Raw genomic sequence first — 14,045 nt, 5'->3', positions numbered from 1 at the left:
TCGTTGCCCAGCCGTTTCACGTTCTAGACTTTCCCGTCGCTGTGCCACCGATCCAGGTGCAAAGATTGTCGCGCAGCGGGAAATTCTCTCACAACACCTGTCTCGGACTTGGGCACATGACCAACACAACACAACGCTACCGCTTGCTGACTCGAAGTGACTTTGACGGACTCGTCTGCGCGCTGCTGCTGAAAGAACTCGACATCCTCGGCGAGATCAAATTCGTTCACCCGAAGGACATGCAAGACGGCGAGATCGAGGTGACCGAAAATGACATCTTGACCAACCTGCCTTACGTGCCGGGTTGTCACCTCTGCTTCGATCACCACAGCAGTGAAGAGATTCGTAACGAAGGCGAACAATCCGACAACTACGTGCTGTCCACCAGCGCCGACTCCGCCGCACGCGTCGTCTATGACTATTTCGGCGGCCCCGAGCGATTCCCGAAAATCAGCGCAGCGATGATGGACGCGGTCGACAAAGCCGATGCCGCAAAGTTCTCGGCCGACGAAATTCTAAACCCTCAAGGCTGGGCACTGCTTTCGTTCCTGATGGATGCACGCACCGGACTGGGACGATTCCGCAGCTTCCGCGTGTCCAACTACCAACTGATGATGGATCTGATCGATTGTTGCCGCGATCTGGATATCGAAGACATCCTGCTGTTGCCCGATGTCCGCGAGCGTGTCGAACTGTACGAGGAACATCGCGAGCTTGCCCAAGAACAGCTTGGGCGCTGCGCCACCGTCCATGACAACTTGGTCGTGTTGGATTTGCGCGACGAAGAAACGATCTATGCGACCAACCGATTCGTGATCTATTCGGTCTTCCCACAATGCAACATTTCGATCCACGTGCTGTGGGGCAAACAGCAACAGAACACGGTGTTCACGATCGGAAAATCGATCCTGGACCGATCCTGTCGCACCGACGTCGGTGAACTCTGTTACCAATACGGCGGCGGCGGCCACGAAGCCGCTGGAACCTGCCAGGTCGAACACGAAGCGGCCGAGCGCGTCTTGCAAGAGTTGATCACACGGATCAACGCCGACCAACACGCCGGCGCCGACACCACACCGCTGGAAGTCTAACAACACGCAGACGGGGCTGAAGCTTCCCGCCTGTCAAGCCGCACGGATGCGGCCTCGCAGCGCCACCTATCGGCGGCGAGTCGTCGGTTGGCGGCCAGACGAAGTGTTCGGCGGACTCGGCACGTCCCCGCTTTCCATCCCGAAGGACGTCGATTCTTTTGCTGCGGATTTTGGCAACCCATTTAGCTTCTCTCCCTCTGGGGGTTCTGCGTGGATTTTAGTGGCTAATCGCTCAGGACCCAGGTTTTTCGAGGCATTGCTGCGATGTCCGAATGGGGAGAGCGAGGACAAACGCTCGGTTCAAACGACCCGCCGCCGACACGGGGGCCGGCGGAGGGCACGAAAAGCCGGGGGCGATCGCTCGGGGCAACTCGTTTTCCCAATCAGCCGAACGCAGAAAGAAGGTAGGAAAATTTCGGGTAGGAAAACGGATGCCTGAAAGACGAGACAACCGGCAAACACCGTGCTCGCTTTTCCTACCCCAAATTTTCCTACCTCCATCTCCAACCGATGCATCACCCGCGGGTCACCATCAGAACGGTGCTCCTCTTTGCATTGAGAAAGTTGCCAAGGATGCCAACGCAATCTCTCGCAGGGTCGCACTTCAGAGCGCCGGGCCACGCCGAACGACCTGCCCATTCGCCAACCGTCCGCTTCACAACTCACTTGCACGCAGTTCATCGGCGTCGCGGTGCAAGCCGCGTTTTGATCTCACGGGTGCACTTCAGACATCCAAAGGCGTTCGACGCCCAAGGATCGGCGCGACGTGCGTTCGGTCGGAGTCGTCTTTCAGTCAAAGAAAAACACCCTCGACCACACGACGCGAGTGACGTTGGAGTCGTGCGCCGGTAAATCAATCGAAGGGCCACAAGAGATCAAGACGGCTGTCGCACCAAAACGCTGACAACCTGCGGCCAGAAGATCAAAGAAGCTGGCGTCAGCCTTACGGCCCTGAGTCCCACGCTGGCCTCAGTCCACCGTAACCGCGCATCAACCGTCGAAGCGGAAAGCAATTCGATTACGTTCAACGGTACGGATCACGCGGTGGCGCAAGGTCGACACTAATCTCAGACAAACCCAACACCGCCGCGTGTCGTACCTTCGATGGTGATGCGACCGTGGGTGGGTTCAATCGTGAAGAGGCCGACATGACCAAGGCTCATTCGCCTCGACCGAAACGATGGGTAGTGCGTATCAAGTCTAGCCATTGTTCTATAGGAAGCGTGTCGATGCGAATCGGTGGAACACCGGGACGGAAGAGGATTGCCATCGGGTATTTTGTGTGACCGACGTGCTGAAACACTTTGCGGATGTCGTCGCCCTCCCAGTCATCGTATTTCAGCGTGCGAGCAACGAAACTGCCATCCGCATGTAGTCTCAGAAGTCGCAGATCGTGAAATTCCTCCAGCAAGTAGTCATCCGGAACAGCGTATGTCGGATGACAGTAAAGCAACACGACGTTTTCGTCACTGACCTGTTGTTCCATCTCGACCCATGTGAATGGCGTCCAGTGTATCGGCGGAGGCATCGTCGACTCAGTCTGTTGTGATGTTGAACAACCAGCAAATAGAGCCACAAACGTCACGGAGGCGACACGAAGGCCGATGATCAACGAAGCATCGAGCATCGGGTCAGTCGGTGAGGGGCTGTCTGGCATGCGAGTTCAGATTTCAAATCGACGACGTCCGGTGGTCACCGCGTCGGCGAACGACATTGTGCTTTCGGGTTGACGTCGACTCCGTGCCGACGTGTGGAACGGATGGTTCGCACGCCCGTTCGCAAAAACAGGCCGATCCATCGCAGCTGTTTGCCAATGTAATCGATTGGAATCGCGTTCTGGAATTTTATCCCTCCTTGCTGTACCGATGTCATTGTGGAGTCGGGATGAAGCCCGGAGGGCTGGCACAATGCTTGCCGGTGGTGTCAGCCACCGGTATCGGAAGAACGGATTTGTTGAGGCCTGAAAGGCCGGCACAATCGGTCTCCCATTCCACTCGACGCCCGGATATTGTGTCGACCCGCTGGGCCTTGGGTATTCCTTTGAATCCACCTCCGGTGGCTGACGCCACCGGCAGACACTCTACCGGCCCTCCGGGCCTAAAAGTCGTACTCAGCACCGCGGTACTCGTACTCGATCGACAGACGCCGGTTTGCCTCCTTCAGCCGAATCGACCGCGCACCGATCGAACCGTGACATCACGAGCGATCAATAGGAAATAGAGGGCTGATGAAATTCGTTGAGCGTCGTTGATCGCATTGTTATCGCGTCTGTTCACGGATGCAATCCTCGCAGGGTCTGTTCCCTTGGATGAGGGCACACCGCTTGCGACACTAGCTATCTAACGGCATCCATCGCTGGATAAACCAGCAACGGAATCCAAACCAGAAGTCCAACCAGTGCACCTCCCAAGAATGCTTGCCGCCCCCAAATCAGTAGCCCAATTGGCCCACCAATCAATGGGCCGGGCAGAAGCAATGTTGGAAGAGCGATTACAGCAGGCGGATTCTCCAAGTCCATTCCGATGATCGCGATGACGATGGCCCAAAGAATCGTATAGCTCGTCAATTCGAACAGGCTGAACTTGCGTTGCGGCAACACGTCTTCCGGGGAGTTAATGGTGAGCCGACTATTCGCGCGAACGAATTGCGATCGATCCGCGCATGCGGAGGAACGGGGATCGATCGGGCGTCTGAATTATGTCGGCCTTCGGTGGGCCGGCCAGAAAAGCTGATTAGAGCGGATCCTGCCAGACGGTGCCCGTTTCTCAGACCCAGGCGAATTCAAGCTGAGTCGCGGAATCGTTCTCCGACCCGCCTCGTTTGCCCACCGGCACGCACCACCAAACCTGGCCACCGACGCGGCGTCCAAGCGATCCCGAAGGGATCAAAACGAGTAGCCGGAGGTCAGCGCAGCGCCACCTCCGGAACACGCCCCCAATCACCCCCTCGCCCCCGACAGGGTCGCAGCGAATTCCGGCACGCCGCCGAGCGCAGCCTCCGGCTAGATGCCCCCGAGACCAACCGGGAACTCGGAAGCGATCACTGGGAGCAACTCGTTTTCCCAACCAGCCGAATGCAGAAAGTAGGTAGGAAAATAGCTGACTGAAAGAAGAGAAACTCGAGCGACGACCGTGCTCTCTTTTCCTACCCCGAATTTTCCTACCTCCATCTCCAACCGATGCATCACCCGCGGGTCACCATCAGAACGGTGCTCCTCTTCGCGTGGAGGAAGTTGGCAAGGATGCACCACGCGGCGCCCGGCCACGTCGAACGACCTGCCCCTCCGCAAACCGTCCGCTTCTGGAGTCACTTGCACGCGGTTCCTCGGCGTCGCGGTGCAAGCCGCGTTTTGATCTCAGTGGTGCACTTCAGACATCCAAAGGCGCTCGACTCCCAAGGATCGGCGTGAGCGTGTGTTCGGTCGGATTCGTCTTTCAATCAAAGAAAACCACCTTCGACCACACGACGCAAGTGACGGGGGAGTCATGCGCCCGTGGATTACTCAATGGGCCACGAGAGATCAAGACGCTTGTCGCACCAAAACGCTGACGACCTACGGCCAGAGGATTCAAGAAACTGGCGTTAGCCTTACGGCTGTGGAGTCCCAGGCAGCCTCAGCCCACCGTGACCGCACGTCAACCGTCGAAGCGGATAACAATTCGATTCAGTTCCACGGCAACGATCACGTGGTCGCCGCGAACGACTCTCCACTTCAATTGACTCAACACGGCGACTTATGGTCACCCGCTGGTTCGCCGTTGCATCGAAGTCTCTCAATACGCTCTCCATCCGTCAACGACGGTCAGGATCTCCAGCCAACGATTTCAGATTTGCCGCACAAAGTCCTGCCAATTCTCCAATTGAGTGTTCACGAAAGATGCAACCCGGAATGGTCACTGCCCGCGAGTCCGTCATGAGCTGCGTGGGGATGGCGTCATGTGTGACGATCCCGGATCGGCCGATAATGTCTAACGAATGTGCCACTACATTCGCATTGCTTGAATCAAGAAGTGAAATCAGTTCGTCGCGAAATTCAGTTGCATAGTCTGTCGCGATTCGGTAGCCAAGTTCAAACGCCTCAGGTTGTTGATCCGAGAGCACCGGGTCGAGGTATGCAAAGTCCGAAGCCTCCCAAATACGTACGGCGCGTTCGAGGATTGTCTCCGTATCACAACGCATTGTTTGTTGGTGAACGTCCACCGTTCACCGCGGCACGGCGAACGACATTGTATTTTCGATTGACGCCGACTCCGTGCCTGCGTGTGCGGGCGGATGGTTCGCGCGTCCGGCCACGACGACAGCGCGTGCCAGCGTCGCTCTGTGCCAATGTACTCCATCGGAATCGCCGTGGAAATTTCACGCCCCTTGCTGTACCGATGTCTTTGTGGAGTCGCGATGAAGCCCGGAGGGCTGGCACAATGCTTGCCGGTGGTGTCAGCCACCGGTATCGAAAGAACGGATTTGCTGAGGCCTGGAAGGCCGGCACAATGGGTTTCCCGGTCCACTCCAAGCCCGGGCATTGTGTCGGCCCTCCGGGCCTAAGACACTTCGCTCTCCCGGCAAACCTGAATCCAACCATCGGAGTCAGCGATGTCACGATCAACAGTTGGCATCGACAGGCGTCGGTTTGTCTTCCTCGGCCGAGTCGATCGCGCACCTATCGAACGATGACGTTCAGCAGCGTGGGCGACCGGCATTGGTCTGTTTGCCATCCAATCGAGTACGAGTACCGTTTCACTGAGTACGAGTACGATTCAGCAGCATGAACGACTAATGATTGCCGGTTCGGCCGGGGTAAAAGGGTCCTACTCCTCGGTCGATCCGAGGGACATCTCCTATCAGCCAATCGTACGGGTAGCGGGCGGAGTGATCAAGCATCGTGCTCGATCTAGGCAAATACGTAGGCTTGAATGCGATCGATCGACCATTGGGTTTGATCGACCGTTCGGAGCGGTGGGATCTGGGTCAGATAGTCTTCGGGTAAACCCCGATCACGCAGGAATGCCTCGGTCCGCTTGTAGTCGGCATCGCGAAATCGTTCGGCCCGCTGATACAGTCGGACTCCTAAAATCGTATCGGCGATTCGCGTGATCACGGTTTGCCAGTGTTCTTGATCGACACGGTCAACTTGATCGACATTGTCAGCGACGCTCTCGGTCGGCCGATCGGTTTGGAATTCCAAAGCATCGATCACACTTTGCCGCCACGAACGGTCCGTATCGCCGGCCGAACCCTGTTCGATTTCGATTTGGACCAAGTCATTGATTTCATAGAAGATGGCATCCGCCGCGGCGTCAAACATCGCCGCGGACGACTCGATGGTTTCACGGCCCAGCAGCGCCGATGTGACCCGCTCGAGCAACCACAGTCGCTGACCGGCATCCCACTGGTCGAACCACTGCACGCCGTAGGCCCACGCTTGCTCGCCGTCTCGCAACTCCGCGACATGATGATCGACCATCATCCCGATCGCCCCCCGTACCAGATCCGCTTCGGCACCCCGCAGAGTTCGCAGTCCGTTTGTCGTCGGCCAAGGCATGTCGGATGATTCGCTCTGCTGACAAAGTGCAACGGGTCATGTCGGATTCGATTTTAGCCGCTTTCCCCGCGCGGATCATCGCACCGCTTGCCGATTGCGAAATCCCAAGTCGGTTTGAAAAGCTGCACCCGACCGATGTTACAATGGAGGGCGTCATCAAGGAATTCAAAATGAGCGCGACGTTGAAACTGTCTGTACCCGAGTACGAGCAAATGATTGCTCGAGGTGCATTTGCTGATCTCGATCGCAAGATCGAATTCATACTTCATGACCAACATTCGACCGTGAGCCCAGCCGTTCATCCGTCTCTACAACTTTCGCTTTCGGATCTGTTTCTGAAAGACTAAGGATCAAGGAACCTGCAACATGTATCGAATCGTCCGCTTCGCTTTGGCGACGGCCATCGGCTGCGTCGCGCTATCGTGTAGCGCCGCCGAGCGGCCGAACATTGTGATGGCGTTTGCCGATGACTGGGGGAAATACGCCAGCGCCTACGCGACGCTCCAGCCCGGCGGCCCGTCCGATGTGATCTCGACGCCCAACTTTGACGCCATCGCCGCCGACGGCATCCTGTTCACCAGGGCCTATGTGAGTGCGCCGTCGTGCACCCCCTGTCGCAGCTCGCTGCTGTCCGGCCAGCACTTTTGGCGCTGCGGTCGGGCGTCGATCTTGCAGGGCGCGATCTGGGATTTTTCGAACCCCGCCTACCCGCTGATCCTGGAACGATCCGGCTATCGCATCGGTCACACCTACAAAGTCTGGTCGCCGGGATCGCCCGCCGATGCGCCTCATGGTGCCAAACGTACGTCATTCAACGAACACGGCCGCAAATTCAACGGGTTCTCTCAAAACGCGATGAAGGCCAAGGACCATGAAGCGGGCAAGGCGGCTTTGCTGGATGAAGTTCGCAACAACGTTCGTTCCTTCCTGGATGCCGACGGTGACGGGGCGATCGATGGAGACGCGCCTTTTTGCTATTGGTTCGGTCCGACAAACTGCCACCGCAAGTGGATCGCCGGCAGCGGCAAAACACTGTGGGGAATCGACCCGGATGACTTGAAGGGAAAGCTGCCGCCGTATCTGCCGGACGTCGATGTCGTCCGCGAAGACTTTTCCGATTACCTGGGAGAAGCCCAAGCGTTTGACGCATCGTTAGGCGTGATCCTGGAGGAACTGCGGCGGGTCGGACAGCTGGACAATACGATTTTGGTGGTCAGCGGCGACCACGGCATCCCCGGCGTCACCCGCGGCAAATGCAATCTGTACGACTTGGGGACCAGCGTTCCGCTGGCGATCCGCTGGCCCAAGGGCATCCGGCATCCCGGCCGTGTGGTCGACGACTTCGTCTCGCTGCCCGACTTGGCACCGACGTTCTTGGAAGCCGCCGGCCAGACGGTTCCGGATGCGATGACGGCGAAATCACTGTTGAAGATTTTTGCGAGTGAACAAGACGGACAGGTCGACCCGACTCGTGATGCCGTCTTCACCGGTCGCGAACGGCACGTCGCCAAAGCACGCGCGGGTAACAAACCGTATCCGCAACGCGCGATTCGCACGGACCGGTACTTGTACATCATCAATTTCGCGCCCGACCGTTGGCCGATGGGGGACGCCGCGGGCTTCGGCAGAGCAGACGGCCCGATGCCGTCGCTGGAATTGCTTCGCGAGAACACGTTCAGCGCCTTCGGCGATCTCGATGCGAGCCCCACCAAAGCCTGGGTGGTCCTGCATCGTGAACAGGATCCCGCCGCATTTGACTTCGCAATGGGCAAGCGTCCCCGGTTCGAACTGTACGACATCCATGCCGACCCGCATTGCATGGTGAACCTGGCGGCGGATGCGACACACGATGCCACTCGCACAACGTTGCATGAGCGTCTGATGTCGGAGTTAACACAGACCGGTGACCCGCGGGTTAGCGACGACGTCGTGTTTGAACGATCGCCGTTTACGGATTAGGTGTCCATTGAAAATGAAGCGTTCCGCCAGGGGAAGGCAGATTGATTCATGTGCTGTTTCTCGTTTCTGATTTTTTGACCGACCAATTTTTTGACCGACCTTCTTGCCCATCTCATCGCGCCGAACGACGCCGATCGATTGCAGGGACGTCAATGAATCGGTCGAGCGGAACTGAATATCCGCAGCCGGTGTTCGTGGCGATTAGCGAGAAGTGTCCTGAAACAATTTGTTTCGACGGTGCATCACAGTCGGTGAACCCCGCGAGTCACCGTTCGACCCTCCCCTCGCTGCGCTCGACCCTCCCTGCCAGGGAGGGTTATTTCTTATTTTGGGGCCTCAGCCCACTTTGGTCAGAAGCAGGACGAGTTTTCGTTTTTGGCTGAGCCGGACCATGGCATTGGGCGAAAGTTCGACGCGGTTCTTGGCTTTGGCAAGGTCAACGCACAACAATTTCCCGGCGTCTTGAGAATCCTGGTTATCGGACAGGGGCGCGGCATGAACCATCATGCAGCGATCACCCTTGCGAAGCAGGTAGATGGCCTCCGAAATGACATCCTGGGGGTCGGCCAGCGGTTGAAAATCAAACCGTTCGCTGACCAACTCGAGCTGTCGGTCTCCGATCAAAACGGAGAACTGTTTCAGGAACGCCTCGTCGATGGAATCCTTGGTGACGATTTGGCGATCCTGCGCCACCGGCGGTACGTCCTGAATCTCTGACGCGACGTCGGGTTCCGCGGGCGGGGAGACCGTTTGGGTCGCAGCCTTGCTCTCTTCCTTGGCCTTCTCTTTTTCCGCCAGCCGTTCCAATTGCGGCAGATAGGTTTCGAATTTCCCGATAATCTCGCGCGCCTTGTCCTGCTTTCGCTGCAAACGCCTGACCTGTCGATCGCGATCTTTGGCTTTGGCGTCGACTTCCTTTTCGGGATCCTGACGCAGGATCCGCTGCCGGCTTTCGCGGTATTTTTCGTAGGCTTCGTTCAGTTTTGCGTGCGAATCGGCCCACTGTCGCTCGAGAAAAAAAGCCCGCGCGTCCATGATCGCCGGCGCCGAGCGGCTGCCGCGCAATTCACCGTACAGGTCTTGCAGATCGTCGACCGTCATCGGCCGGGCTTTCGTCTTGTCGTTCAAGCCACTTCACCGCCAAGAGGAAACAGATGCGAGGAGAACGAAAGTTTAACAACCTTTGGTCCTGGCGTGTCAATCTTTCGGGTCGGCCAGGGCGGGCAGTCAGGTACCCATGGCACGGGTAGACGTGTTGGTGTACAGGCTTCAGCCGTCCACTTTCGCTGCGTCGCAGCGACCGGGAATCGCCTCAAGAGACCGTCCAGCTTAGGGCTAGCGCGAAACGCGACAAATCCGAACGATCTGACCGAATGGGTAAGAGGTGGTCGGCGGAAGGGTGTACGACGTCCTTTCTAGGTCGTCGCGCAGAGCCCCACGGGCGACGGCCCGGAAGGGCCATCGTACATCAGAAATGCGATCGCCTTAAGCTGGACGGTCTCTCAAGGCGAGACACCAACGAATCCCTGTAGTGAAGCGTTACGGCAACGTCGCGAGTCCCCGGTCGAGCAGTTCGATCGCGTGATCGATGTGTGCTTTCGTCGTGGTCGCCGGCGGCGGCAGAAACCGGATGCGGGTCGGATCACCGCCGCAAACGAAGCCCAGCAAACCGATGTCAAACAAGTGCATCATCAACTTCTTGGCAAAGTCGAAACTGCCGTCACCGGGAGTGAATGCCACCATCATGCCTTCGCCATACGGGCCGCTGACCCGATCGGGATACTTTGTCGCCAGGGCGGCGAGCGCGTCTTGAAAATAAGTCGCCAGCTGGACGTTCTGGCCCGAGGGGCCGAAACAGTGGTTGCTTTCCAAACGGTCGAGCATTTCGATCCCGGTGGCGATCGACGCGGTGGCGCCGGTGAAGGTCTGGCTGAGGATCGGGCCGGTCGGTTTCATTTCGCTGCTGTACAACGTCGCGCAGACCTGCGTGATCTTTCCGACGGTCACGATGTCGGCGAACTCGTCGAGTCCGTAGTGCTGGAACGCGAAGGGGCGACTGGTCCTGGAGAAGCTTTGGACTTCATCAAAGATGATCGGCACGCCGGCGTCTTTGAGCGGCTGACAGAGCGCGGTAAAGAACTCGTGGCTGCCGGGATAATAGCCGCCTTCGCCCGCGATCGGTTCGGCCCAAAATGCGGCATAACGTCCGGGATGACGTTTCAACAATCGATGCAGTTCATCGACGGCCCAACGCGTGCTTCGTTCGGGATTGGCGGGATCGCGAAAGGGCAGGTAATCGACCGGGAAGGTGAGCGGTAATCCCATGCGATAGTTCGGTCGGTCGGTCAGGGTCGCCATCGCGAAGGTGCGTCCGGCGAAGGCGTTGTCGAAGGCGAGGACACGATCGGCGGGCGTCTTGTGATGCATCGCGATCTTGAGCGCGTTCTCATTGGCCATCGCACCGCTGGTCGAAAGCAGACAATGCGGCAGCGCCGCGCCGGAGGCCTGGGCCAACGCGGTCAGCTTTTCCATCATCACGACGCTGGCGGGGTTTTGTTGCAAGTTGCCTTGCATCACCGTGTCTTCGATCGCCGCATCGATCGCCGCGGCAACCATTCCGGGGTCACTGTGGCCGGCGCCATGGACACCGATGCCGCAAATAAAATCCAACTTGACGCTGCCGTCGGCGAGTTCCACGTAGGGACCGCGGCCGAGACCGGAGGACAGGTAGGGCCAGATCGGTGGTCCGCCGCGCACGGCCGACAAGCGATCGATCAGGTCGGCGAACGTGGATTTCAAGGACTCGGCCGAGGGCCGCACCGACAATCGACTCGCATGATCACCGATCGCTTCGGCGACCAAGCGTTTGGCCTGGGCGAGACGGGGGTCGTTTCGAAGGGCGTCTGCGACCGTTTCGGTCGATTCGTTGGCGGTTTGGCTCACGAGGGTCAGCTCGGCAATGGTTGTCGGCGGAAGATGTTAGCAAGGCACGTTGGCAGTAATGTAACCAAAGCCGGCCGACAGGTTCAGGCGCGGGTCGATCGCTGCGGTGAATCGGCACAAGGTGCGGGCAGACGAGCAATCGTGGGTGTCCAGCCTGAGGTGGCTGTCCAAGTGAAAGCGACCGCTTTTCCGGGTACGATGGCCCTTCCGGGCCGTCGTCCGCTGGACTCCCGACGACGACCTAAAAAGGACGTCGTACAACCGTCCGCTTTTCGAGTACGACGGCTCTTCCGGGCCGTCGTCCGCTGGACTCCCGACGACGACCTAAAAAGGACGTCGTACAACGATCCGCTTTTCGAGTACGACGGCCCTTCCGGGCCGACGTCCGCTGGACTCTCCGCGACGACCTAAAAAGGACGTCGTACAACCGTCCGCTTTTCGAGTACGACGGCCCTTCCGGGCCGTCGTCCGCTGGACTCCCGACGACGACCTAAAAAGGACGTCGTACAACGATCCGCTTTTCGAGTACGACAGCCCTTCCGGGCCGTCGTCCGCTGGACTCCCGACGACGACCTAAAAAGGACGTCGTACAACGATCCGCTTTTCGAGTACGACGGCCCTTCCGGGCCGTCGTCCGCTGGACTCCCGACGACGACCTAAAAAGGACGTCGTACAACGATCCGCTTTTCGAGTACGACGGCTCTTCCGGGCCGTCGTCCGCTGGACTCCCGACGACGACCTAGAAAGGACGTCGTACAACGATCCGCTTTTCGAGTACGACGGCCCTTCCGGGCCGTCGTCCGCTGGACTCTCCGCGACGACCTAGAAAGGATGTCGTACAACCGTCCGCTGACCGCATCACACTCAATCCACCCGATCGTTTTCTACAGCGGGACGGTCCGTCAAGGCGTTCTGCATCGACGAGGATCGGTGACTCAGGTGACAGAGTCTCTCGTCACGTCGACCCTCCCCTCGCTGCGCTCGACCCTCGCTGCCAGCGAGGGTGACTTACAGAGTGGACGCTGCCGGCGGCTACCAGACCCCGGCTTTTTGCAATTGCTTGGTCACCTTGCCCGCCCAATCGTTGTTCGAGGCCGGTGACGCGGGGCTGGGGTGAAGAATGCGAGTCACTTTCCCGCGGCAGTCTTCGATCTGGACGACCCGCTTGAGACAGGCTTCGGCATAGACACCGACACCGACCAGGTGATCCGGATCGAGCGCGCGGATCACGGTCAGCAAGTGGGCATCGCAGATCGCACTGAGCCGTTCCCGTTCCTCCGGCAGCAATTTGTCGGGTGTGCGGTTGCGCGCCGATTCTTCCATGAAAACCAGCGGACAATAATTGAGCACAAAGTGGTCTTCAAAGAAGGCTTCCGGGGTTTCGAATCGCTCTTGGAACAGGCCCCACAAACGGCGCCCGCTGACTTCGCTTCGCTGGCAATCGAATCCTTCGACCGGACGTTTTTCGTGTTCGATCGGGGGTTTGCCGACGGGCTCGTGAATCTGCATCCAGTCGCGGACCGCGGCGACTTCACCGAACGGGACTCCCGTTTGGGCCATTCCCCAGGGGCCCGGGTTCATCCCCAACAGGACAACCTTGACGTCGCCGCTGACCCGTCCCAGGTAGGCCTCGTGCGATTTCCGGGCGTAGGCGAGCGGATTGTAGACGTGGGTGACCGGCTCGGCGAAGGAAAGCAGGTCGACCGAATCGGAGAGTTCCCGTGCGGCCCGGATGAGCGTCTTGACGTTGCTGTTGGTCACGTTGCTGTTGGTCATGGCATCAGACCGCCAAGTACTCTTCGATCGCTTCGGTCAACACGTCGACCACCGGTTGCTTTCCCGTCCATCGCTGGATGGATTCGAGCAGGATGCCGATCCGTACTTCTTCGCGGCCGAGGACGTTGTATCCGAGCGAGCGGATCTGATCGAGGTCGTTTTCCGGGTTGGCAAAATCGACCACCAGCGTCGCGTCCTGGCAGCGAGGCCACTGAGCAACGTCGACCGTTTCGGCGATCGCGATCAATCTGGCGTGCTCGATCGCCTCGGTCGACGCCCAAGCGATCGGAGAATGCGCTTGTTCCGAAGCGATCTGGGAGGGAAAACTCGGATCGGGCGTCCCGATCCAAAGCAGCGGTCCGATTTCCGAGTTTTCCGAATCGAGCGTTTCGAAGTGCTTGCGGATTTCGCGCTCCAGCCATGTCGAGAGAACGTTTTCGGTGTGCCACCGGCTCTCCGAAGCGTTCCCCCGCCAATAAAGATCCGACCGCTCGGCACCCTCGTCCAAACGCGTCACCAGGTTCTGGTCCAACAGCAGTCCGCGAAAGCCGAGCACCTCGGCCCCCGCGATCGCTTCGTCGATCCGCTGGGCCGGCACGTCACAGGAGAAGACCCGCCAGCCGAGGTCCATCGAGGCGAAGGCGCGCTCGAGCGCAAACTGGGCCGGGTTTCCGGCAATGGGATGCCCGAGGACCAAAACGACGGGCTCGGTGATGCCGTCCATGACGCAGGCGGAT

11 protein-coding genes are annotated in these 14,045 nt (G+C 58.8%); 3 read left to right on the top strand and 8 right to left on the bottom strand.

Annotated elements, in window-relative coordinates:
- Nucleotides 1-116: 116 nt before the first annotated feature.
- On the top strand, nt 117-1,091 hold the full coding sequence (locus Enr13x_RS00370) for an exopolyphosphatase (RefSeq protein ID WP_145384119.1): 975 nt from the start codon (nt 117-119) through the stop codon (nt 1,089-1,091).
- A gap of 1,159 nt (nt 1,092-2,250) precedes the next feature.
- Here Enr13x_RS00370 and Enr13x_RS00365 read toward each other — a convergent pair.
- The 4 genes from Enr13x_RS00365 to Enr13x_RS00350 all read right to left on the bottom strand — a co-directional run bounded on the left by Enr13x_RS00365 (nt 2,251) and on the right by Enr13x_RS00350 (nt 6,630).
- Nucleotides 2,251-2,718: a hypothetical protein gene (locus Enr13x_RS00365; RefSeq protein WP_145384118.1), complete on the bottom strand. Its 468-nt coding sequence runs from the start codon at nt 2,716-2,718 to the stop codon at nt 2,251-2,253.
- A 708-nt stretch (nt 2,719-3,426) separates the two neighbouring features.
- A complete protein-coding gene (locus Enr13x_RS00360) occupies nt 3,427-3,687 on the bottom strand; it encodes a hypothetical protein (protein WP_145384117.1) in 261 nt (86 codons plus the stop codon).
- A gap of 1,196 nt (nt 3,688-4,883) precedes the next feature.
- A complete protein-coding gene (locus Enr13x_RS00355) occupies nt 4,884-5,270 on the bottom strand; it encodes a hypothetical protein (protein WP_145384116.1) in 387 nt (128 codons plus the stop codon).
- A 709-nt stretch (nt 5,271-5,979) separates the two neighbouring features.
- Nucleotides 5,980-6,630 (bottom strand): hypothetical protein, encoded by a 651-nt coding sequence (locus Enr13x_RS00350; RefSeq protein ID WP_145384115.1) that lies wholly within the window; start codon nt 6,628-6,630, stop codon nt 5,980-5,982.
- Nucleotides 6,631-6,635: 5 nt separating this feature from the next.
- Here Enr13x_RS00350 and Enr13x_RS00345 point away from each other — a divergent pair, with 5 nt between their 5' ends.
- A complete protein-coding gene (locus Enr13x_RS00345) occupies nt 6,636-6,977 on the top strand; it encodes a hypothetical protein (protein WP_145384114.1) in 342 nt (113 codons plus the stop codon).
- A gap of 19 nt (nt 6,978-6,996) precedes the next feature.
- A complete protein-coding gene (locus Enr13x_RS00340) occupies nt 6,997-8,589 on the top strand; it encodes a sulfatase family protein (RefSeq protein WP_145384113.1) in 1,593 nt (530 codons plus the stop codon).
- A 336-nt stretch (nt 8,590-8,925) separates the two neighbouring features.
- On the opposite strand, the gene Enr13x_RS00335 is transcribed toward Enr13x_RS00340, so the two are convergent.
- The 4 genes from Enr13x_RS00335 to Enr13x_RS00320 all read right to left on the bottom strand — a co-directional run bounded on the left by Enr13x_RS00335 (nt 8,926) and on the right by Enr13x_RS00320 (nt 14,032).
- The gene (locus tag Enr13x_RS00335) at nt 8,926-9,717 is read right to left on the bottom strand and encodes a hypothetical protein (protein ID WP_145384112.1); all 792 of its coding nucleotides are present in this window, start codon (nt 9,715-9,717) and stop codon (nt 8,926-8,928) included.
- A 411-nt stretch (nt 9,718-10,128) separates the two neighbouring features.
- Nucleotides 10,129-11,532, bottom strand: a complete 1,404-nt coding sequence (locus Enr13x_RS00330; RefSeq protein ID WP_145384111.1) for an aminotransferase class III-fold pyridoxal phosphate-dependent enzyme — start codon at nt 11,530-11,532, stop codon at nt 10,129-10,131.
- 1,032 nt (nt 11,533-12,564) lie between these two features.
- Entirely contained in the window at nt 12,565-13,308 is a 744-nt protein-coding gene (locus Enr13x_RS00325; RefSeq protein ID WP_145384110.1) for a uracil-DNA glycosylase family protein, read from the bottom strand.
- A gap of 4 nt (nt 13,309-13,312) precedes the next feature.
- Complete coding sequence (locus Enr13x_RS00320) at nt 13,313-14,032, bottom strand: hypothetical protein (protein WP_145384109.1); 720 nt, start codon at nt 14,030-14,032, stop codon at nt 13,313-13,315.
- Between the last annotated feature and the right edge of the window lie 13 nt (nt 14,033-14,045).

Origin of the sequence: Stieleria neptunia, from assembly GCF_007754155.1 — a bacterium.
Classification (GTDB): domain Bacteria; phylum Planctomycetota; class Planctomycetia; order Pirellulales; family Pirellulaceae; genus Stieleria; species Stieleria neptunia.
This window is presented reverse-complemented; position numbering and strand designations above follow the sequence as displayed.